Source organism: Pseudomonas imperatae (assembly GCF_057128625.1).
In genome coordinates this window covers 107,528-129,653 of the sequence record NZ_JBSKHP010000019.1, presented here as the reverse complement: position 1 = coordinate 129,653, position 22,126 = coordinate 107,528, and the positions used below count along the sequence as shown (strand labels likewise).

Sequence of the window (22,126 nt, the reverse complement as noted above, 5' to 3'; positions counted from 1 at the left end):
AACGGCCCCCGCTAACAAAGCGGGCGGGCTGCCGTTTCCTTCGGCTGCGCCGAAGGGCCCTGCGGGCTGCCGCCTGGGCAACGCCTCCAGTCGGCCCTGGCGCTTTACGGGGCCTGAGATCAAAAGCAAGATCAAAAGCGAGATCAAGATCAAAAGCGAGATCAAGATCAAGATCAAGATCACAAGCTTGATCTGGCGCTACGCGTTCGCCTCATGCGCCGTCACCCCCGCCGCATGCCGCCCGGCAATATACCCAAAGGTCAACGCCGGCCCCAGGTTGATGCCACCCGAAGGGTAGAAACCACCCATCACACTGGCCATGTCGGTACCCACCGCATACAACCCACTGATCGGCGCGCCGGCCTGGTCGAGCACCTGGGCGTCGCCGTTGGTCTTGAGCCCGGCAAAGGTGCCGAAGCTGCCCGGCCGCACCTTCACCGCATAGAACGGCCCGGTCTCGATGGGCGCCACGCACGGGTTGCCGTCGGTGATCAGCGGGTCACCCATTTTGCGGTTGTAGGCGGTGGAGCCGCGGCCGAACTCCGGGTCTTCACCGCGGCGGGCGTGTTCGTTGAACTGCCTGACCGTCTGCGCCAGCGCATCGCCGTCGATGCCGCACTGGGCGGCCAGGGCGTGCAGGGTGTCGGCGCGCTGCAGGTAGCCACTGCGCACCGCCGGGCCCACCGGCAGCGGGAACGGGCGCGAGTAGCCCAGGCCGAAACGGCGCTGGAAGCGGTGGTCGCAGATCAGCCACGAGGCCACTTCCTCGCCGGCCGGGGCGCCGGCGACCATGGCGGCGGTGTAGTCGTAATAGCCGTCGGCCTCGTTGCAGAAACGCTTGCCGGTGGACAGCACGCCGATGATGCCCGGCTTGCCGCGCTCGATGATGTGCGGGAAGTGCCCGACCGTGCCGTCGCGGTGCCGCACCTGGGACACCGGCGCCCAGGCGGCAGGGGAGGCGACGCTGGTGTCGAGCACGCCACCGGCCGCTTCGCCCAGGCTGATGCCGTCCCCGGCGCAGGCCAGCGGCGGCAGCGCCAGGTGCTCGGCGCCGGTGGGGGTGCGCGGGAACAGCGCCTTGCGCCGGGCCAGGTCGTTGGGGAAGCCGCCGGCCGCCAGGACCACGCCCTTGCTGGCGCGGATAGTCATGGGGCCCTGCGGGGTGTCGACCCGCGCGCCCAGCACCTTGCCGTCCTCGCGCAGCAGTTCGCGCGCCGGGGCCGATTCGATCAGCAGCACGCCCAGGTCTTCGGCCGATTTGGCCAGGCGGCCTGCCAGGGCCACGCCGTTGACCAGGTGCATGGCCCGGCCGTGCAGCGCCAGGTCGCGCAGGTGGGCGATGAAGCGCTTGCTCACGTGCAGGAATGACTTCAGCGAACGGGTCATGGTCAGGAAGGCGCCCAGGTCGGCGCCGGCCATGATCGGCATGCCCAGGAACGAGGTCTCGCGCATGGTCTTGCGCATGCGCTTGATCAGCTTGCCCATCTGCCGGGCGTTGTACGGCGCGGCGATCACCTGGTGGCCCTGGGTGGCGGCGCCCGCCACGTGGCCGTGCACGTCGGGAATGCCGTTGCCGTCCACCCACTGCAGCGAGGTGTGCTGCTCGAAGAACGCCACCATGTGCGGGGCGTTGTCGAGGAAGGCGTCCACGCGGGCGGCGTCGTAGCGCTCGCCCAGTTCATGCTTGAGGTAGGTGCGCGGTTGCTGTGGGTCTTCGTGAATGCCGGCACGCTTGGCCAGCGGGTTGCCCGGCACCCACGCCCAGCCCCCGGACCAGGCCGTGGCGCCGCCGAAGGCCTCGTGCTTTTCCACCACCACCACGCGCAAGCCGTGCCAGGCGGCGGTTACAGCGGCGGCCAGGCCCGAGGCGCCGGAGCCGATGACCAGGAGATCGCAGTCGATGTGGCGAGAGTGAGAGGGCAGGGGTGCGGTCATGAGTGGATACCTGGAGGCCGAGACGAATTATTTTGGAACAGGGTTCCATTTATGATTGCCATTGTCAACGGTGCTCGGGCGCTGGCCAACATGCCTCCCGCCCAGTGGCCTAAAGTCGACTTGCATAAAAATGGAACTGGGTTCTAAATATGCCAATTGGTCCGTCACCCATGCCGAACGAGTGTCTTTCATGAGCGAACAGATTTTTTCCCTGGCAGCCCTGACCGTGCTGGAGCTGTCCCCACCCGAGATGGTCGAGGTGGCCGCCCGCGCCGGCTACAGCCACGTGGGCCTGCGCCTGGAACCCGCCACGCCGCAGGAATACCACTACCCGCTGGTGGCCGACCTCGGCCTGCGCCGGCAGACGGCCAAGGCCTTGACTGACACCGGAATAAAGGTACTGGACATCGAGATCCTGCGGCTGAAACCGGCCACCCATGTGCCTGACTTCGAGATCTTCCTGGAGGTGGGCGCCGAGTTCGGCGCCAGCGAACTGCTGGTGGCCGGCAATGACCCGGACGAGGCGCGCCTGACCGACAACTTCGCCCAGCTGTGCGACCTGGCGCGGCCCTACGGCATCTACCCGCACCTGGAGTTCATGCCCTGGACCGACGCGCCGGACCTGGCCAAGGCGCTGCGCATCGTCGACAACGCCGGCCGCGACAACGGCTGTGTGCTGGTGGACGCCTTCCACTTCAATCGCTCGCGCTCGTCCCTGGCGCAACTGGCCGCGGCCGTGCAGGCCAGCCCGCAGCGCTTTCGCTATGCGCAGATGTGCGACGTGGCAGGCCCGGTGCCCGACAGCATGGACGAGATCCTGCGCCAGGCGCGCAACGAGCGGCGTTTCCCCGGTGACGGTGACTGCGACCTGCACGGCCTGCTCCAGGCCTTGCCGCGCCAGGTGCCCATCAGTATCGAGGCGCCGACGCAACAGGTGCCGGCGCTGAACGGTTTCGAGCGCGCCGAGGCGGGGTTGCGCAAGATGCGCCAGGTGCTCGGTGGCTGACCGCCAGCCGCTGCCGGGCGCTCGCCGCCTGGCACCGGCAGGGTGTTTCTGTAGCGCGTTGTTATCCGTGGCGATAACGTTTTTTGTCATTGTATTCAATGCGATACAATAAAACTGGCTTTGAGCCATCTATTTTTTTGCATATCGTCTCTATCTAATTGACTGCACTTTTCCGCACGCCAATAATGGCGCCCCATTGCCGAGGAACAAGAGAGTCCGGCAATGACTGAGCGCGGCAAGCCACTTGTCCGCGGCTCTATCTCGCATTGATACGCCCCCCGCCCCAAGCCCTTGGGGATTCGGCCCGCAGTGCAATCACCTGTTTTCTCTGTCGCCTGACCGTCCCCGCTCCTGTGCGGGCGATTGTGCATGCCGCGGAAAATGACTCCCTCTTTAAATTGCACGCGGGGTTTGCCCGCGCGCGTGGCTGTTGAGTGCGGGGAACATTTGAGTCAAGTCAGCTTAGCTATCGGTCATCTGCGCGATGAACAAATGGTGTTGCGCCAGGGCGGCCTGTATTGGATCGCCGCCGACCAGGCCGGCGACGCCGCAGCGCTGGCCAGCCAGTGCCTGGCGGCCATGCCCGCACAGGCACGGGCGACGCTGGCCTGCTGTGGCCACCAGAGCCAGGCGCTGGCCGCCACCCTGGCCGCCGATGCCGGGCCGGGTGAGCTGGCGCTGTTCGACATTGACGAAGGCGACATCGGCCTGGCGCTGAAAGCGCTGGTGGGTGAGCTGACCCGCACTGTGAAGGCGCCGGGCAGCGTCATTGTGCTGATGCTGCCGGCCAGCGCCTGGGTGAGCGACATCGCCCCCGGCCTGCGCCACTGGTGCGAAACCCTGGGCCAGTGGCTGGCGCGGCGCCAATCGACCCTGCTGGTGATCAGCCACGGCCAGGCGCCGCAGCTGCACGAGCGCCTGCTGCGCCTGAACGAAACCCTGTCGGGCCTGGCGCAGCTGTACCGCCGCGACGGTGGCATCCGCTACCAGCTGCACTATTGGCACAGCGCGCTGGGCGTGTGCAGCGGCCAGGAGCTGGAACTGGAACTGGGCGAGCAGGGCTTTGCCTTGTCGGCCAGCGAGCAGGCCAGCCCGCAGCTGACCCACACCGACGACCAGCGCATCTACCTGACCCAGCGCTCGGTGCTGGAAGGCTCGCCGGCGCTGTCGGACCAGTGGCGCCTGTTCGAAGACCGCGACGACCTGCTGCTGCAGGCGCGCCAGGCGCGCGCCGCCAGCGTCATCGTCGCCATCGACAGCAACCAGGAGGTCGAAGGCCTGGCCCGGCAACTGCACGCCCTGCGCGAGCGGTGCGGCAGCAGCCTGAAGATCATCGTGCGCGAGATCGAACCCTGCCTGCGCTACCGCGACGAACGCCTGCTGGTGTCCTGTGGCGCCAACATCACCGTGCCCTACGGCACCACCCTGGCGTACTTCTTCAGCATCATCGACAGCGTGCAGGGGCAGACCTGGCGGCACAGCCGCAACACCGATTTCCAGTCGCTGTTCGAGCGCCTGCGGCCGCCGGCCGAGCGCGGCCTGATGATGCCCTCGGAGTTCCTGGCCACGGTCACGCGCATCTACGGCGGCGCCGCCGGCGAGATCAGCCACCAGTTGCTCAAGCTCACCCCGCGCGGTGGCCTGGACATCGAGCAGTACCTGAACCAGATCAGCCTGCGCCGCTTCGGCGACATCGCCTGCGTGGTCGACGGTGACTTCTACCTGTTCCTGTTCGCCTGCCGCGCCGACGGCCTGGAACCGGCCCTGGGCAACATCTGCCGGCTGGCCTGGCGCGACCTGTTCAGCGCCTTCCAGATTCTGCCGGGGGTGGACGCCTTGCCCCAGTCCACCTTCCTCAGCGCCGCGGAACTGCCGGCCACCTTCCACCTGGCCGAGGAACGCACCGCCGGCAGCTCGGCGGCCGTCGCCGAGCGGGGTGCCTACGCGCCCAAACGCACCACGCTGCCCCTTACGGACGCCTGCTTATGAGTTATTTCGAGCTGATCCAGGTCATTGCCCTGAGCAGCCTGCTGACCCTGGCCCTGGTGGTCGCCCTGACGCGTTTCGGCCGCCACCTGGCCGCCATCGTCCAGGCCGTGCTGCCGGCCCGTTATTTGAAATCCCGTGGCGTGCGTCGCCGCGCCCCTGCCAAGAGCGAGCCCCATGAGCCAGTTTGAAGTCATCCCCCAACGGCGCGTGCGCAGCTGGTCGGGCCTGGGCCTGTGGAACCTGTATTTCATCATCAAGTTCGCCCTGGTGTGGACCGGCTACCTGAACTTCCAGGTGCTGCCCAACGTGGTGTTCGCCGCCGCCTTGCTGCTGCCGCTGCGCCACCGCCACCTACGCCTGCTGCGCACCGTCATCGCCGTTCCGGTGGGCGTGGCGCTGCTCTACCAGGACACCTGGCTGCCGCCGTTCAGCCGCCTGCTGGCCCAGCCCGGCGTGCTCGACTTCACCGGCGCCTACCTGCTGGACCTGGTGTCGCGCTTCATTGACCTGAACCTGTGCGCCTTGCTCTGCGTGCTGGTGGCGGTCTACGCCTTCGTGCGCCACTGGCTGCGCCTGACCACCGTCAGCGTGCTGGGCCTGGCCTGGCTGGCCAGCGCCAACGTGCTGGCCATGCACCCCAGCGCCGCCCCGGCCCAGGCCGCAACGCCAGGCGCGCCCGCCGTGGCCAGCGCCGGCGAGCCGGACAACGCCACCTTGGAAAGCTACCTGCAGAAGTTCTACAGCACCGAGGCCACCCGCCAGGTCGAGTTCAAGCCCTCGACCTCGCCGGCGCAGCCGTTCGACCTGCTGCTGATCAACATCTGCTCCATGGCCTGGGACGACCTGGAAACCGTGGGCCTGCGCGACAACACGCTGTTCCAGCAGATGGACGTGGTGTTCGACAACTTCAACTCGGCCACCTCCTACAGCGGCCCGGCGGCCATCCGCCTGCTGCGCGCCTCGTGCGGCCAGACCCCGCACAGCAAGCTCTACGGCACCGCGCCCGAGCAGTGCCTGCTGATGGACGACCTGAAGAAGCTGGGCTTCGCCGACGAAGTCATGCTCAACCACACCGGCCAGTTCGAAGGCTTCCTCGACGAGGTGCGCTCCCAGGGCGCGCTGCCGCCACCGGCCATCAGCACCAGCAACCTGCCACGGGCGCTGGTGGGCTTCGACGGCACGCCGATCCTGCGTGATGGACAGGTGCTGTCCAGTTGGTGGAAACACCGCATGGACGAGAAGGGCGACCGCGTGGCGCTGTTCTACAACACCACCACCCTGCACGACGGCAACCGCGCCCTGACCGCCGACGGCGGCACCAAGAGCGCCGACTACAAGCCGCGCGCCCAGGGCCTGATCGACGACCTCAACGGCTTCATCGCCCAGCTGCAGGCCAGCGGCCGCCGCGTGGTGGTGGTGATCGTGCCCGAGCACGGCGCCGCGCTGCACGGCGACCGCATGCAGATTTCCGGCATGCGCGAGATCCCCAGCCCGTCCATCACCCACGTGCCGGTGGGCATCAAGCTGGTGAACATGGGCAGCACCTCGGCCACCGCGCCGATCCACGTCACCGCGCCCAGCAGCTTCCTGGCCCTGTCGGAAATCATCAGCCGGCTGTACACCGCCCAGCCCCAGGGCGAAGGCCTGGCGCCGAGCTGGCAGGCGCTGTTGACCGACCTGCCGCAAACCGCGGCGGTCTCCGAGAACGCTGGCACCGTGGTCGTCGACTACGCCGGCAAACCCTACGTTCGCATCAAGGAGAAAGGCCAGTGGCTGCCGTACCCTCAGCGCTTCAAGTAAAGGCCAACGTGCAGTCGCGGGCCGCCCGCGCCGACGACATCGCCCGCCTCAAGCAGGAACTTGAACTGCCGGAGCTGGACTACGTCGACATTTCCGCCCAGCTGGAGCTGCAGAAAGCCCTGCACCGCTGGCCGCTGCTGGCGGAAATGGAGCGCCTGCAACCGCGGGTGCTGCCGCCTGCGCGCAAATCCGAACTGGAGCTGCTGTCGTGACCGCCCTGAGCCTGCGTGGCCTGCGCGGTGGCGTCGGCAGCACTTCCTTGCTGGCCGCCACCGGCCAGGCCCTGCACAGCCTGGGCGAGCGCGTGCTGCTGGTGGACATGTGCCCCGAGAACCTGTTGCGCCTGCACTTCAACGTCGGCGTCAACGAGCGCGCCGGCTGGGCCCGGGCCATGGTCGACGGCCTGGACTGGAACACCCAGGCCTGGACCGTGGAGCCGGGCCTGAGCCTGTTGCCCTATGGCCGCCTGAAATGGGCCGAGCAGGACCAGGTGGAACAGCGCCTGCGCCACGAGCCCGAGCTGTGGCGCCGGCGCCAGGCGGCGCTGGCCGCGCAGTTCGACTGGATTCTGTTCGACGTGCCGCTGCGCCTGCCGGGCCATGCTCGCGTCGGCCCGTGCGCCATGCGCCTGCTGGTGGTGGAAGCGGATGCCGCCTGCCAGGTGCTGCTGCAACAGCAGGAAGAAGAGGGTGAACAGCTGCTGATCAACCGCTTCGACCCGGCCAGCCAGTTGCAGCGCGACCTGCTGCTGATCTGGCGCAAGCAGTTCGGCGAGCGCCTGCTGCCGCTCAACATTCACCAGGACGAAGCCATGCGCGAAGCCCTGGCGTTCAAGAAACCGGTAGGCGCCTACGCCGAGGCCAGCCTGGCGGCCCAGGACGTGCAGAGCCTGGCCACCTGGTGCCTGACCCGTCGCCTGGAGACCCTATGATCGCCCAGGTGTTTCCCTACACCCGGCTGCGCCAGCGCCACGACTGCGCGCCGCCCGTCGCCCTGTTGCTGGCTAGCCTCTGTGCCCTGGCCTGGTTGTGCCTGCGCCTGGAGTCGGCGCAGTGGCGCGCCGTGCTCGAGCAACCGCGGCGCTGGTACCCGCAGGTGGCCGGCAAGGCGCCGAGCCTGGGCGACCCGCTGCGCTACGCGGTGCAGAGCCTGTGGCTGCTGCTGGTCAAGCCGGCGCCGGCGCGCACCTGGTCGCTGCGCACCCCGCAGTGGCTCAAGGCCCTGGGCGGCCTGTACCTGCGCCTGTGGGCGAGGGTAGGGGCGGCGCTGGAAGAATTGCCCCAGCGCGCCGAAAGCAGCGCGCAAATCCGCCAGGGCAGCCATTGGTGGAAAGGCCTGGACCGCCGCCGCCAGCGCCTGTTCAACGGGGTCATCGCCAGCGTGGCGTTCCTGCTGACCCTGCTGTGCATCACCGAGCCGTTCAGCTACGTCGCCCAGCTGGTGTTCGTCCTGCTGCTGTGGGGCCTGGCCATGCTGGTGCGCAAGGTGCCGGGGCGCTTCCCGACCCTGCTGATGGTGGTGCTGTCGGTGATCGTCTCGTGCCGCTACCTGTGGTGGCGCTACACCTCGACGCTGAACTGGAACCAGCCGCTGGACCTGGTGTGCGGCTCGATCCTGCTGGTGGCCGAGACCTATTCCTGGGTGGTGCTGATCCTGGGTTACATCCAGACCTGCTGGCCGCTGGACCGCAAGCCCAAGCCGCTGCCGCGCGACCTGAGCCTGTGGCCCAGCGTCGACCTGCTGATCCCCACCTACAACGAGGACCTGTCCATCGTCCGCGGCACCGTGTACGCGGCGCTGGGCCTGGACTGGCCGGCGGAAAAGCTGAACATCTATATCCTCGACGACGGCAAGCGCGAGAGCTTCCGCCAGTTCGCCGCCGAAGTGGGCGTGGGCTACATCGCCCGCACTGACAACCGCCACGCCAAGGCGGGCAACCTCAACCATGCGCTGACCCTGATTGACAGCGAACTGGTGGCGATTTTCGACTGCGACCACGTGCCCGTGCGCTCGTTCCTGCAGCTGACCACCGGCGGCTTCCTCAGCGACCCGAAACTGGCGCTGGTGCAGACCCCGCACCATTTCCTCTCGCCCGACCCGTTCGAGCGCAACCTCGACGTGTTCCGCCAGCGCCCCAACGAGGGCGAGCTGTTCTACGGCCTGGTGCAGGACGGCAACGACATGTGGAACGCGGCGTTCTTCTGCGGCTCGTGCGCCGTGCTGCGGCGCACGGCCATCGACGCCATCGGCGGCTTCGCCGTGGAAACCGTGACCGAGGACGCCCACACCGCGCTGCGCCTGCACCGCAACGGCTGGAACTCGGCCTACATCAAGATCCCCCAGGCCGCCGGCCTGGCCACCGAGAGCCTGTCGGCGCACATCGGCCAGCGCATCCGCTGGGCACGGGGCATGGCGCAGATCTTCCGCACCGACAACCCGTTGCTGGGGCGCGGCCTGACGATCTTCCAGCGCATCTGCTACGCCAACGCCATGATCCACTTCCTGGCCGGCCTGCCGCGCCTGGTGTTCCTCACCGCGCCGCTGGCGTTCCTGTTCCTGCACGCCTACATCATCTACGCCCCGGCGGTGATGATCCTGCTGTACGTGCTGCCGCACATGATCCACGCCAGCCTGACCAACTCGCGCATGCAGGGCGCCTACCGGCAGACGTTCTGGGGCGAGGTGTACGAGACGGTGCTGGCCTGGTACATCGCCCGGCCCACCACCGTGGCGCTGTTCAACCCCAAGAAGGGCAAGTTCAACGTCACCGCCAAGGGCGGCCTGATGGAGCACAACCAGTTCGACTGGAAGATCGCCCAGCCGTACCTGCTGCTGGCGCTGCTGAACATCGCCGGGCTGGGTTTTGCCGTTTGGCGCCTGCTGTGCGGGCCGGCCACCGAGATCGTCACCGTGCTGGTGAGCAGCCTGTGGGTGGTCTACAACCTGCTGATCGTCGGCGCCGCCGTGGCCGTGGCGGCGGAAGTGCGCCAGGTGCGCCAGACCCACCGCGTGCAGGTGCAACTGCCGGCCGCGTTGCGCCTGGACAGCGGCCACTGCTACCCGGGCATGCTGCAGGACTATTCCGACGGCGGCGCGGGCATCGAGCTCGACACCACCCTGGCGCTGCCGGTGGGCGGGCGCGTGTCGCTGCTGATGAAGCGCGGCAACCGCGAGTTCCTGTTCCCCGGCTTCGTCAGCCGCAGCCACAAGACCTTCGTGGGCATCAGCTTCAACAGCCTCAGCGCCCAGCAGAAGATCGACTTCGTGCAATGCACCTTCGCCCGTGCCGACGCCTGGCTGAACTGGGGCGACAACTTCGCCCCGGACCGCCCGCTGCACAGCTTCGTCGACATTCTCAAGCTGGGCGGCACCGGCTACTACCGCCTCTACGAATACCTGCCCGCCTGGGTACGCCACATCGCCGGGCCGCCGTTGCGCCTGCTGCGCTGGCTGGCCAGTTTCCTGCCGCGCATGCCCGCGGCCGCACCTCTTTCCACTTCTCGACCAGTGAGCGCAAAATGAGCCGCTTCTTCAACAAAACCATCGTTGCCAGCCTGGCGCTGCTGGCCGTCGCCTGTGCCCAGGCCGCCGCCCCCGTCACCGCCCCGGCGCCTGCCGCGGCCCCGGCGGCTGTCCCGGCCATTCCCAACTGGAGCAGCGCCCACAGCTTCGAGCAGCTGGGCCGCGCCAGCGACAGCCTGTTGCTGGGCATCCACACCAGCGACCAGGTGGAATTCAGCCTGCGCCGCGACCGCATCGCCAGCGATGCCAAGCTGCAACTGTCGTACACCCCGTCGCCGTCGCTGCTGCCCCAGGTCTCGCACCTGCGCGTGTACCTCAATGACGTGCTGATGAGCGTGGTGCCGATCGAGAAGGACCAGCTGGGCAAGAAGGTCACCCAGACCGTGGCCCTGGACCCGCACCTGATTGCCGACTACAACCGCGTGCGCCTGGAGTTCGTCGGCCACTACACCGACATCTGCGAAGATCCGGCCAACAGCACCCTGTGGCTGAACGTGGGCCGCGACAGCCAGATCCAGCTGCAGGAACAGGCCTTGAGCCTGAAGAATGACCTGGCGTACTTCCCCATGCCGTTCTTCGACCCGCGTGGCCAGGACAAACCGTCGATCAACCTGGTGTTCGCCAACGCGCCGACCCTGGGCGAGGAGCGCGCGGCCGGCATCCTGGCCTCGTACTTCGGCAGCCAGGCTGGCTGGCGCGGCACCCAGTTCCCGGTGCTGTTCGACCAACTGCCGGCGCTGGACGAGCAACACCGCGCCAAGCCGGCGATCGTCTTCGCCACCAACGACCACCGCCCGGCGTTCCTCGCCGACCTGCAGCGCTTCCCGGCCGTTGACGCGCCGGTGGTGCAGATGATCGACAACCCCCAGGACCCCTACAGCAAGGTGCTGCTGGTGCTGGGCCGCAACGACGACGACCTGGCCCAGGCCGCCCGCGCCCTGGCCCTCGGCGGCGACCTGTTCCGTGGCTCGCGGGTAACCGTGGACAAGGTGCAGCAGCTCAAGCCGCGCGTGCCCTATGACGCGCCGAACTGGATGCGCACCGACCGCCCGGTGCGTTTCGCCGAGCTGATCAAGTACCCCGAGCAACTGCAGGCCAACGGCTTGCAGCCGCGCTCCATTACCGTGGACGTGAACCTGCCGCCGGACCTGTTCGTGTGGCGCAACCAGGGCATCCCCCTGCAGACCAAGTTCCGCTACACGCCGCCGGCGGTCAACGACGCCTCGCGCCTGACCATCAGCCTCAACAACCAGTTCATCACCAGCCTGGCGCTGCAGAGCAAGAGCAACAGCCAGCTGGAGCAGCTGCGCCTGGCGGTGCTGTCCAACGAATCGGCCAACGTCACTGACAAGCTGCTGGTGCCGGCGCTGAAGATCGGCGACCGCAACACCCTGCGCTTCGACTTCAACTTCGCCACCACCTTCGCCAGCGCCCAGCGCGACCACTGCCAGACCTCGCTGCCGGTGAACAACCAGGCGGTGATCGACGAAGAGTCGACCATCGACCTGTCCGGCTACTACCACTACATCGCCATGCCCGACCTGCGCGCCTTCACCCGCGGCGGTTTCCCGTTCAGCCGCATGGCCGACCTGTCGCAAACCCTGGTGATGGTGCCCAGCCACGGCAGCGCCGTGCAGTTGAGCACGCTGTTCGAAGCCATCGCCGGCATTTCCGCGCGCTCGGGCCTGCCGGCCTTCGGCCTGCGCCTGTCCGATGACTGGAACGACGCCAAGGCCGACACCGACCTGCTGGTGTTCGGCGCCCTGGCCGCCAACGTCGGCAACGGCGACGACGCCAACCTGGTGCTGTCCAAGACCCGCGACTGGCTGCTGACCCCGGCCAACGAAGACAGCGGCAAGTCGGCCCGCGCCGGCCAGTTCAGCGACGCCCGCGACCTGGGCGCCAACCGTGTCGAGGTCAGCGCCCAGGCGCCGATCGCCGCCATCGTCGGCCTGCAGTCGCCGTACCACGAACAGCGCAGCATCGTTGCTCTGCTGGCCAGCGATGACGCCGACTACCAACTACTGCGCGACACCCTCGCCGACAGTGGCAAGATGGAAGCGGTGGCCGGCTCCGTGGCGTTGATCCGCAGCAGCGGCGTGAGCAGCAGCTGGGTAGGGCAGCAGTACTTCGTCGGCCACCTGCCGTGGTGGCTGCTGCTGTGGTACCAGCTGTCCGAGCACCCGATCCTGCTGGCGGCCATGGCCACCCTCAGCGTGCTGCTGACCGCCTTCCTGCTGTGGCGTGGCCTGCGCTGGATGGCGCGTCGCCGCCTGGCTGGCCAGGAGTAAGCCGGTGAAAGCCATCGCCGCCCTGGCCCTGGCCGGGTTCCTGCTGGCCCCCGGCGCTGCCAGCGCCGGGGCCTGCGCCTGGCCGGCCTGGGAGCAGTACCGGCAGGCCATGCTCAGCGCGGATGGCCGGGTGATTGACCACTCCAGTGCGCAGCTGGTCAGCACCTCGGAAGGGCAGAGCTACGGCCTGTTCTTCGCCCTGCTGGGCAACGACCCGGCCAGCTTCGCCAAGGTGCTGCGCTGGACCCAGGACAACCTCGCCGGCGGCGACCTCAACCGCCAGCTGCCGGCCTGGCAGTGGGGCCGGGACAAGGACGGCCAGTGGCGCGTGCTCGACGCCAACAACGCCTCGGACGCCGACTTGTGGATCGCCTACAGCCTGCTCGAAGCCGGGCGCCTGTGGCACCGCGACGACTACCAGGTGCTGGGCCGCAACCTGCTGTGGCGCACCGCCGCCCAGAGCCTGCGCACGCTGCCGGGCCTGGGCCTGATGCTGCTGCCCGGCACCGTGGGCTTCGACAGCGCCGACGGCTGGCGCCTGAACGCCAGCTACCTGCCGCCGCAGCTGCTGGCGCGGTTTGCCGCCGAGGCGCCGATCTGGGCTGAGCTGGCCAGCAATACCCAGCGCCTGCTGCTGGAAGGCTCGCCCAAGGGCCTGGTGCCCGACTGGCAGCTGTGGAAGGCCGGGCAGGGCTGGGGCGTCGATGGCCAGAAAGGCGCGGTGGGCAGCTACGACGCCATCCGCGTGTACCTGTGGGCCGGCATGCTGGCCAAGGACGCGCCGGGGCGGGCGTCGCTGCTCGAACACTTGCAGCCGATGGCCCAGCTCACCGCGGCCCAGGGCTTCGTGCCGGAACGGGTCGACAGCGCCACCGGCACCGCCAGTGGCACCGGCCCGGTGGGTTTCAGCGCCGCCTTGCTGCCGCTGCTGGCCGCCAGCCCGGCCCAGGCCGCGGCCCTGGCTACCCAGCGCCAGCGCCTGGAGCAACAGCCGACCCTGGCGGACGCTTACTACAACCAGTCGCTGGCGCTGTTCGGCCAGGGTTGGGACCAACAACGCTATCGCTTTGACAAAGACGGACACCTCGTGCCGAACTGGACTGCCGCATGCAAAAAATGACGGGTTTGGGGCTGCTGCTCAGTAGCGTCTACGGGGTCGCCCTGGCCCAACCGCTGAGCCCGCCTGACCAGCAGCAGTGGTTGCTGGAGCAGATCCGCCTGGGCGAGGCACTGTACCGCGAAGACCTGGTGCACGACTCGCTGGCGCGCCTGGAACTGATCGCCCCGGACAACCCTCAGGTGCAGGTGGCCGAGGTGCGCCAGGCGCTGCTCAACAAGGACCAGGCCGGCGCCGAGCGCCTGGTGGCGCGGCTGCGCCAGCAGATCCCCGGCACCGCGGCGCTGCACCGTGCCGAGAACCTGCTCAAGCTGCAAAGCAGCGACGGCCAGAAAGACCTGCAGCAGGCGCGCCTGCTGGCCACCGCCGGCCGTTACGAAGACGCCGAGCAGGCCTACCTGCAGCTGTTCGGCAACGACATGCCGGACTTTGCCATCACCCTGGAATTCCTCACCGTGCGCGCGGGCATCAAGCCCCAGCGCGCCACGGTCATCGACCAGCTGCGCGAGCTGGATCGCCAGTACCCCGGCAACGCCGGCCTGCGCCAGACCCTGGTGGGCCTGCTGTTCGCCGAGAAGCGCGACGCCGAGGCGCTGGCGGTGCTGCACCAGCTGGGCGGCGACCCGAACGCTGCGGCCAATGCCGCCGAGCGCGAGTACAACTACCTGCTCAAGCAGCCGGTGGGCCACGACACCGCCCAGGCCTGGCAGACCTTCCTCGACGTCTACCCCGACACCACCTACCGCGCCGACGCCATCAAGCAATTGCACGACCAGCAGCAGCTGCTGGCCGACCCGGCCTGGCAGGCGGGCGTGCGCGGCAAGGCGCTGCTCGACGCCGGCAACAACCCGGCGGCTGAGGCGCAGCTGCGCATCGCCCTCAAGCGCTACCCCCAGGACTCCAGCCTGCTGGGCTCGCTGGGCGTGGCGCTGATGCGCCAGAGCAAGCACGAAGGCGCCTACAACGCCTTCGTCAAGGCCTCGGCAATCGAGCAGGACACCTACTGGATGACCAAGTGGCAGGACCTCAAGGTGGCCAACTTCCAGTGGATGCTGCTGCAAAAGGGCGACGAGGCCTTGGACCGCAAGCAGTACCCGCAGGCCAAGCGCTTCTACCAGCAGGCGCGCCAGGCCCAGCCCAAGGATGCCGCGCCCCTGATCGGCCTGTCGTACGTGGCCCGGGGCGAGGCCGACGACATCAGCGCCGAGGCGCTGCTGTTGCAGGCGCGCAAACTTGACCCCAGCAACGCCAGCGTGGTGCGCGGCCTGGTGCGCTTGTACCAGTCGCAGTCGCCGGAAAAGGCCGAGCAGTACCTGGACAGCCTGACGCCCCGCGAACAGCAGGAATTCCTCAGCGTGCGCCGTGGCCTGGCCCTGGACCGCCTCAACGCCCAGGCCGACGACGCCACCCGCCGCGGTGACTGGGCGCAAGTCGCCCGGACGCTGACCCAGGCCCGCGACCTGGACCCCGACAACCCCTGGCTGGTGTACCGCCTGGCCAACGCCCAGCGCAGCCTGGGCCAGGTTGCCCAGGCGGACAACAGCTTCAGCCTGCTGTTGCAGCGCCAGGGCCAGAACCCCGAGGCGCGCTACGCCCACGGCCTGTACCTGGCCGACGCCGACCGCGACGGCGACGCCATGGGCAGCCTGCAGCAGATCGCGCGCGCGGCCTGGAGCGACAACATGCAGCAGCTGTGGGCGCGCCTGCAACGCCGCCAGCTGCTGGCCAAGGCCGAGGCCCTGCGCACCGCCGGGCACGAAAGCCAGGCCGAGGCGCTGCTGTTGCGTGCGCCCACCACCGATGACTACCTGACCCTGGCCGACTGGGCGCAGCAGCGCAACGACCTGGGCCAGGCCGAAGGCCGTTACCGCAAGGTGCTGGCCAGCGAGCCGAAGAACCCCGACGCGCAACTGGGCCTGGCCGAGGTGCTGATCGCCCGTGGCCAGCCCCAGGCCGCCAAGGCCGAGCTCGCCGCGGTAGTGGCGCCGGTGCCGGTGACGGTCTCGTTCCAGCGCCGCCTGGGCAACGCCTGGGCGGCAGTGGGCGACAAGGCCCGCGCCAACCAGCTGTTCGCCGAGCTGCTCAAAAGCCGCCCGGCCGACCCGCTGGCCTACCGCGACGCCGCGCGGCTGCTGTCACGCGACGAGCCGCAGCGGGCGCTGGACTACTACGCCCAGAGCATGGCCGCGGCCAAGCTGATCAGCCCGCAGCAGGCGGCGCCGCGCGACAACGTCGCCATGACCGCGGCCAGCCGCGCCAAGGACAGCGACGAGTGGCTGCCGCGCAGCATCCGCAGCGACGTCGACGCGCTGTACCAGAAGCAGAACCCCACGGTGAACCTGTACCACGACTTCGCCTGGCGCACCGACAACAGCGCCTCGGGCGTGTCCGACCTGAGCACCCAGACCACCATCCTGCGCATCGACGCGCCGGTGGCCCAGGGCCAGGGGTTCGTGCAGGCTGAACAGGTGCAGCTGGACGTCAGCAGCTTCGCCAGCAACGACCAGTTCGGCCTGTGCGCGGTGGTGCAGGGCGGCTGCGCCAAGGGCGCGCAAAGCGTCAACGGCACCATGCTGGGCGTGGGTTGGCACGACGACACCTGGGCCTTTGACCTTGGCCATACGCCGCAGGAATTCACCGTCTCCAACTGGGTGGGCGGGGTGACCTACAGCGGCGACTGGGACAGCATCGGCTACCGCCTGACCGCCTCGCGCCGGCCGTTGAGCAACTCGCTGGTGTCCTACGCGGGCGCCACCGATCCCGTCACCGGCACCAAGTTCGGCGGCGTCACCGCCAACGGTTTCACCCTGGGCCTGAGCCACGACGAAGGCGGCAAGGACGGCGTGTGGGCGAGCCTGAGCAGCCATTGGCTGGTGGGCGAGAACGTCGAGAACAACCAGCGCCGCAGCGCCATGGGCGGCTACTACTACCGCCTGGTGGAGCGCGCCGACGAGCGCGTGCGCACCGGCCTGACCCTGATGTACATGGGTTACGACAAGGACCTGAGCGAGTCGACGCTGGGGCAGGGCGGCTACTACAGCCCGCAGCAGTACTATTCGGTGAGCGTGCCGGTGAACTTCGCCTGGCGCGACGCCAACTGGTCGGCGTTCCTGGAAAGTTCGGTGGGCTGGTCGTTCGCCAAGATCGACAGCAGCGACCTGTACCCCAAGGCCAGCAGCGCCAGCGACCTGGAGAACCTGTTGGCGCAGTCGGGCCATACCCTGGTGGATGACCCGACGCTGACCAAGGCCGGCAGTAGCAGCAACGGCGTCAACTTCCGCGTGCAGGGCCTGCTGGAGCGGCGCCTGTCGGACAACCTGGTGCTGGGTGGCGGCATCACCTGGCAGCACAGCGAGGGCTATGCCCCCAGCCGTGCGTTGTTGTACCTGCGCTACAGCTTCGATCCCTGGCAGGGCAACCTGCCGCTGCCGGTGGAGCCGATCTCGCCGTACGCCGACATGCGCTGAGCCCTGTGGGGCATCAGCTACCGGGTGAGCAGTTCAACGGCCCTTCGTTCGTCGCCAGCACCTCGGTGTGGCGGCGAAGCTGGAGGAACACCTTGCGGCCCAGGCGGTCCTCGTGAATGTTGTAGACCTCGTCATCCTTGAAGTTGGCGTACTGCAAGGTCGCGAAGCAGTACTGCATCTTGCCGTTGGTGTCCTGGCGCTGCACCACCACGACCAGGTCGTGGGAGCCGGCCTTCACCTTGAACGACTTGCCGTCCTCGGTGTTCTTGCCATCGAGTTTCTGCCCGACGATTTCGTCGGGGTTGTCGTGGCTGAAGCGCACCACCGAAAAGTCCGGGCCGGGCGGTGGCGGCGGTGCGGCGCAGGCTGCCAGCAACAACGCGAGTGCGGGGAGCGCCGTTTTCAGGGCGATAGAGGTGCTTGGCATGTGGTTTTCCTTTCTGGCAGGGGCACGGGTGTAGCGTAGCCTGTGGTGGGGCGGTTTGCAGCCATCGCCACCCCGCCACGGACGGCGGCATGATTGACTACCTGGTATGCAGGTCCGCACCACTCATGCCGTGCACGCCAACCACATGGCCGGTGAAGCCCTGGGGGCTCAAGTAGTTCAACCCAACGACCAGGCGTCGTGACGCAGCTTGCTGGATGAGCGAATAAGGCGCGATGGTGCTTATATCGTCCTGGTCCACGTAGGCAAGGCCCTCCACACCGAAGCTCGGGTCCAGGGCTCCATCAATGGAATAGCGTCCGAGCACGAACGACTCTCGACCATGAACGTTAGGCGCCGCGCCCAACGTCACCAGCAAACTGGAGGAGTCGAGGATCGCCGCCAGCCAACGACCACCCGGTACGGTATGGCCCAGGCTGGTGAGGACTGGGTTTCCCTGGTTGAAGCCGATATCTGGCTGGCCCTCTTGGCTAAGCCGGTACACCAGGCCCAGATTATCGCTCGTCGAGTTCTCTGACCGCGTACGGCCCACGGCCAAGGGCTTGCCGTCCGGGGTAATGACCAACCCATGCAGTTCTGTGTGCAGGCCTATTGCCTGGAACGCCGCATAGCCGCCGTCACCGAAGGAGCGGTCCGGTGTACCGTCGTTGTTCAGGCTTGCAAACAGGCCGTGTTCCCCATTCGCCATGCTGGCACTTCCCGCCAGCAAGATCCGTGCGCGGGGGAGTACGGCCATGGCACTAATGCGCGTGGGGGAACCGGAGTGCTGGATGTGGGCAAAGCCGGTGCCGTTGAAAGCAGGGTCCAGGTTGCCGTCGAGGTCAAGGCGGAACAGCCGGCTGACAAACGAGGCCGCCTGCGTCAACGATTGGAAAGTGGCACTGACATAAGTGTATTGGTCGTCACAGAAGAGCGCAGCGGAGCCCTGGGTATAGGCATGGCCCGCGACATCGAGGCGTCGATGCCCCTGGTCGGCGAACCCGGGGTCGAGGAGGCCATCGGCGCTGAAACGGCTGACCCAGAGTGTAACGGGCACGCCAAACTCCACTTGCGGAGGAAAGGCGCTACCCACCAACACAATTTTTTCCTGACCGCCATGGGCTTGAGTGCGTACCGCTTCGCCTTGGGCGTTTCTCTCAGAGGGATATTCCCCCAGGATAAAGCCGCTGTTTCCGCCAAAGGAAGTTTCCAATGCCCCGTCGGGCCGGAACTTGCACAGGGCGTATTTGGCGATGAGTCGTTCGCTGGCATGCGCGGCCACAAAAAAATGTTCACCGGCCGCCAAGCACAGGCCACCTGTCATCCTGTCCAGGTCAGCGAAGGCCGGCAGCACGCTTCTGCCATTGTTACCAAACGCAACGTCCAGTTCGCCCGGGTGAGCAAGGTTGCTATGATTAATCGACATGATTGTGCACTCGTCCGGGGAAAAACCGGACGATATGCCGGTTACCCAGGCGGCGATACTGTCAGAACTTACAGGTGCAGTGCTGTTCATCACGCAACGTATCCACCCTGACATGCAATGGCGGTGCGCGGCACCGCCAGGGTGGCGCACACTCCACCTACCGACGTTAAACCACCCCCATCACGGTAGCCGCCCCTTGAACCAGCCTTCCATGACGGACTCATGATACTGCGCCATTTCGGCACCATCCGTGGCCAGATCCTGGCGATCGTGACCGGCTCGTCCGTGGTCACCTTCCTGGTCTTCCTGGGCCTGCTGTTTCTGCCCGGCGGGCCGCCAAGCCCGCCCTGGCCCTGGCAGACCACCTACCGGGTGTCGAACCTGGTGCAGATGTTGCGCGCCACCCCGCCCGAACAGCGCCAGTACGTGCAGGCCTCGGCCCAGGCCCTGGGCCTGAAGATGACCCTGCAGCCGTCGATTACCCCGTGCCCGGACACCAACCTCAATTCCCGCGACCTGCAAAAGGCCCTGCGCGACGAACTGGGGCCTGGGCAACCGGTGAGCGCCCACGCCTGCAACCCCGACGCCGACCAGGCCAATATCCAGATCCTGGTGCCCCTGGGCGAGCAGACCCTGGAGGTGCGCACCATGCGCATCGAGCGCGAGCCACCGCGGTTTTCCTTTCCGTTCTTCGGTGCCTTGCTGTTTCTGTGCGTGGGCGTGACCGCGCTGTCGGCCTGGGCCGCGTGGCGCGTGGTGCGCCCGCTGCGGCGCTTGTCCGACCAGGCCGAGGCTTTCGGCCGCGACATCGTGGTGGCGCCCATTGTCGAGGAAGGGCCGCTGGAGATTCGCCGCGCTGCCCATGCCTTCAACCTGATGCAGCAGCGCATCACCGCGTCCATCGAGGGCCGCACGCGCATGCTCGCGGCGGTCAGCCACGACTTGCGCACGCCGCTGACGCGCATGCGCCTGCAACTGGAAACCGACCGCAAGGAGATCTCCCGGGACAAGCTGATCCGCGACATCAGCCTGCTGCAAACCATGGTCTCCTCGGCACTGGCGTACCTGAGCAGCAGCTCGCATGCCGAGAAAAAGGAGTGGCTGGACCTGGGCGCGCTGCTGTCCACGCTGTGCGACGACTACGAGGACGCCGGCGCGCACATTGCCTACGACGGCCCGCTGCAGCTGCGTTTTCAATGCCGTCCGGACGCCATCCAGCGGGTGATGTGCAACCTCATCGACAATGCCTTGGGCTTCGCCACTCAGGTGGCCGTCAGTGCCACGGTGGTGGGCGGGGTGATCACCGTCGAGGTCGCCGACAACGGCCCGGGCATTGCCCCGGAGCGGCTCAAGGACGTCATCGAACCCTTCTTCCGCCTCGACCCCTCGCGCGGCGACCGCCCCGGCAGCGTTGGCCTGGGCCTTTCAATCGTCAACGACATCGTGCAGGCGCACAACGGCACCCTGACCCTGTTCAACCGCGTGCCCCACGGCCTGGTGGCGCGCATCGTCTTCAGTTGAACAGGCACTGACGCCGCCTGCGGCAGCTGCTACGGGAGATCGGCGTAGCAGCAACTGTCTTGTGGGAGCTGGCTTGCCAGCGAGCTTTTATGGTCCCAACGGAGATCGGCGTAGCAGCTGCCGCCAGGCGGCGTCTGCTTCACGCGGTGAGCCAGGTTTACCGCCGCGTCCGTGACGCGGCCCTGGGGCCGCTGCTACGGGTTTGTTGACCAGCCTTTCACCTGCTTTTGACCGCCCAGTGCGCATGCTGGCGAAGTGTTATCTCATTCGTCTTCGCTGGAGCCGTACCGATGGAAGCCTTCAACCGCACGCTGTTCATGTGGCTCAATGCCGGCGAACACCCTCCGCACATCATGCTGTTCCTGGCCACGGCCGTCGCCCAGTGGTTGATCGGTGGGGTAGCGCTGTTGCTGCTGGCGCTGTGGTTGTGGGGCTCGCGCGCCTGCCGCGCGGCGGTGCTGATGGCGGCGCAGACCGCCGGCCTGGCGCTGTGTTGCAATGTGCTGATCGGCCTGTGCTTCATGCACCCGCGGCCGTTCATGATCCCCCTGGGCCACACCTACCTGGCGCACGCCGCCGAGACCTCTTTCCCCAGCGACCACGCGGTGGTGTTCTTCGCCGTGGGCCTGGGGCTGTGTACCTGGCGCAAGGCCTTGGGCGGGCTGCTACTGGCGCTGGGCGCGCTGGTAGGGCTGGCGCGTATCTACCTGGGCGTGCATTTCCCCTTCGACATCGCCGGCTCGCTGGTGGTGGCGGTGGCCTGCTACTGGCTGGTGGTGGCGGTGCTGCACGCGGCCACGCTGCAACGGCGGTTGCTCGATGGCCTGGAAGCGCTGTACCGGCGCCTGTTCGCGCCGGCCATCGAGCGTGGCTGGGTGTGCCGCTAGCCGACCGTGAAATCGAATGCGCAAACCCAGCGGCATAGCATGAATCTTTAAGCAGGGATTGTTTCACGGCATAAACAAAACGCATGGCTGGATACCCGTTACGCGTTAGACGAACCAGGTAGTTACCTAAACAATGCGGGCATTTCCCGTGGGCTACCTGACCAGTCTCCCCAGAAGAACTAGATTCACCTTGCCGTGTGCCTGAGAAAAAAAACATGACCTCCTTATCAGACTCCGATGTATTCAGCCGGCGTGCCGTGCTGAGGGCGGGTGCCGTGGCCATGGCGGCCTCGGCTGCCTTCAGCCTTTCACCGCTGGGCCGCGTGCTGGCCGACACCCTGGCGCAGGATGACTTCGCCCTGTTCATGGCGATCTCCCAGCCGCTGTGTGGCCAGCAGGTGCTGGACCCGGCGCTCGGCCGGGTGTTGTTCGCGGCCTTGAGCCAGGGCAACCCCGACTTCACCCAACTGCTGGCCCCCTTCAAGCAGTGGCTGGATGCGCGCGAGCAGTCCACCCGCAACCTCACCGCCGATATCACCGCCCAGCACAAGGAACTGGCCCTCGTGCCGGCCTTGATTACACGGGCGTGGTACCTCGGGGTGGTTGGCAACCAGGCGTATGCCTATGAACAGGCGCTGATGTACCCGCCGATCAAAGACATGGTGGTGCTGCCCACCTATGCCCGCGGTGCGCCGGGGTATTGGGAAGCCAAGCCGTACCCGCTGCCTGCCAACTGACCCG

16 protein-coding genes are annotated in these 22,126 nt (G+C 67.5%); 13 read left to right on the top strand and 3 right to left on the bottom strand.

From position 1 onward, the window contains the following. Window positions 1-198: 198 nt before the first annotated feature. The gene (locus tag ACWKWX_RS22650) at window positions 199-1,935 is read right to left on the bottom strand and encodes an FAD-dependent oxidoreductase (protein WP_483828992.1); all 1,737 of its coding nucleotides are present in this window, start codon (window positions 1,933-1,935) and stop codon (window positions 199-201) included. Window positions 1,936-2,125: 190 nt separating this feature from the next. Between ACWKWX_RS22650 and ACWKWX_RS22645 the strand changes: the two genes are divergently transcribed. From ACWKWX_RS22645 to bcsC, 10 genes are all read left to right on the top strand, one after another. After that, window positions 2,126-2,941, top strand: coding sequence for a sugar phosphate isomerase/epimerase family protein (locus tag ACWKWX_RS22645; protein WP_483828991.1), 816 nt, complete (start codon window positions 2,126-2,128; stop codon window positions 2,939-2,941). Between the two features lie 423 nt (window positions 2,942-3,364). After that, entirely contained in the window at window positions 3,365-4,930 is a 1,566-nt protein-coding gene (locus tag ACWKWX_RS22640) for a BcsE family c-di-GMP-binding protein (RefSeq protein WP_483828990.1), read from the top strand. Further along, a complete protein-coding gene (gene bcsF, locus ACWKWX_RS22635; protein ID WP_416424600.1) occupies window positions 4,927-5,118 on the top strand; it encodes a cellulose biosynthesis protein BcsF in 192 nt (63 codons plus the stop codon). Before ACWKWX_RS22640 ends, bcsF begins: the two co-directional genes overlap by 4 nt. Next, a complete protein-coding gene (bcsG, locus tag ACWKWX_RS22630) occupies window positions 5,105-6,730 on the top strand; it encodes a cellulose biosynthesis protein BcsG (RefSeq protein ID WP_483828989.1) in 1,626 nt (541 codons plus the stop codon). Before bcsF ends, bcsG begins: the two co-directional genes overlap by 14 nt. Beyond that, window positions 6,700-6,942 carry a cellulose biosynthesis protein BcsR gene (gene bcsR, locus ACWKWX_RS22625; protein WP_416424598.1) on the top strand — a complete coding sequence of 81 codons (243 nt, stop codon included), beginning with the start codon at window positions 6,700-6,702 and terminating at the stop codon, window positions 6,940-6,942. The genes bcsG and bcsR overlap by 31 nt, the downstream gene beginning before the upstream one ends. Beyond that, on the top strand, window positions 6,939-7,661 hold the full coding sequence (bcsQ, locus tag ACWKWX_RS22620; protein ID WP_416424597.1) for a cellulose biosynthesis protein BcsQ: 723 nt from the start codon (window positions 6,939-6,941) through the stop codon (window positions 7,659-7,661). Before bcsR ends, bcsQ begins: the two co-directional genes overlap by 4 nt. Then, entirely contained in the window at window positions 7,658-10,252 is a 2,595-nt protein-coding gene (bcsA, locus tag ACWKWX_RS22615; protein WP_483828988.1) for a UDP-forming cellulose synthase catalytic subunit, read from the top strand. The genes bcsQ and bcsA overlap by 4 nt, the downstream gene beginning before the upstream one ends. Continuing rightward, window positions 10,249-12,543 (top strand): cellulose biosynthesis cyclic di-GMP-binding regulatory protein BcsB, encoded by a 2,295-nt coding sequence (gene bcsB, locus ACWKWX_RS22610; protein ID WP_483828987.1) that lies wholly within the window; start codon window positions 10,249-10,251, stop codon window positions 12,541-12,543. The genes bcsA and bcsB overlap by 4 nt, the downstream gene beginning before the upstream one ends. A 4-nt stretch (window positions 12,544-12,547) precedes the next feature. Beyond that, complete coding sequence (gene bcsZ / locus ACWKWX_RS22605; protein ID WP_483828986.1) at window positions 12,548-13,663, top strand: cellulose synthase complex periplasmic endoglucanase BcsZ; 1,116 nt, start codon at window positions 12,548-12,550, stop codon at window positions 13,661-13,663. Beyond that, entirely contained in the window at window positions 13,651-17,127 is a 3,477-nt protein-coding gene (gene bcsC, locus ACWKWX_RS22600; protein WP_483828985.1) for a cellulose synthase complex outer membrane protein BcsC, read from the top strand. The genes bcsZ and bcsC overlap by 13 nt, the downstream gene beginning before the upstream one ends. 13 nt (window positions 17,128-17,140) lie before the next feature. On the opposite strand, the gene ACWKWX_RS22595 is transcribed toward bcsC, so the two are convergent. Then, window positions 17,141-17,554 (bottom strand): PA0061/PA0062 family lipoprotein, encoded by a 414-nt coding sequence (locus ACWKWX_RS22595; RefSeq protein ID WP_416424592.1) that lies wholly within the window; start codon window positions 17,552-17,554, stop codon window positions 17,141-17,143. Window positions 17,555-17,651: 97 nt separating this feature from the next. Further along, complete coding sequence (locus tag ACWKWX_RS22590) at window positions 17,652-19,067, bottom strand: NHL repeat-containing protein (protein WP_483828984.1); 1,416 nt, start codon at window positions 19,065-19,067, stop codon at window positions 17,652-17,654. Window positions 19,068-19,199: 132 nt separating this feature from the next. Between ACWKWX_RS22590 and ACWKWX_RS22585 the strand changes: the two genes are divergently transcribed. The 3 genes from ACWKWX_RS22585 (at window position 19,200) to ACWKWX_RS22575 (ending at window position 22,122) form a co-directional block, all read left to right on the top strand. Then, entirely contained in the window at window positions 19,200-20,498 is a 1,299-nt protein-coding gene (locus tag ACWKWX_RS22585; protein ID WP_416424590.1) for an ATP-binding protein, read from the top strand. 290 nt (window positions 20,499-20,788) lie between these two features. Continuing rightward, complete coding sequence (locus ACWKWX_RS22580) at window positions 20,789-21,385, top strand: phosphatase PAP2 family protein (protein ID WP_483828983.1); 597 nt, start codon at window positions 20,789-20,791, stop codon at window positions 21,383-21,385. Between the two features lie 215 nt (window positions 21,386-21,600). After that, window positions 21,601-22,122, top strand: coding sequence for a sugar dehydrogenase complex small subunit (locus ACWKWX_RS22575; protein WP_483828982.1), 522 nt, complete (start codon window positions 21,601-21,603; stop codon window positions 22,120-22,122). The last annotated feature ends 4 nt before the right edge of the window (window positions 22,123-22,126 follow it).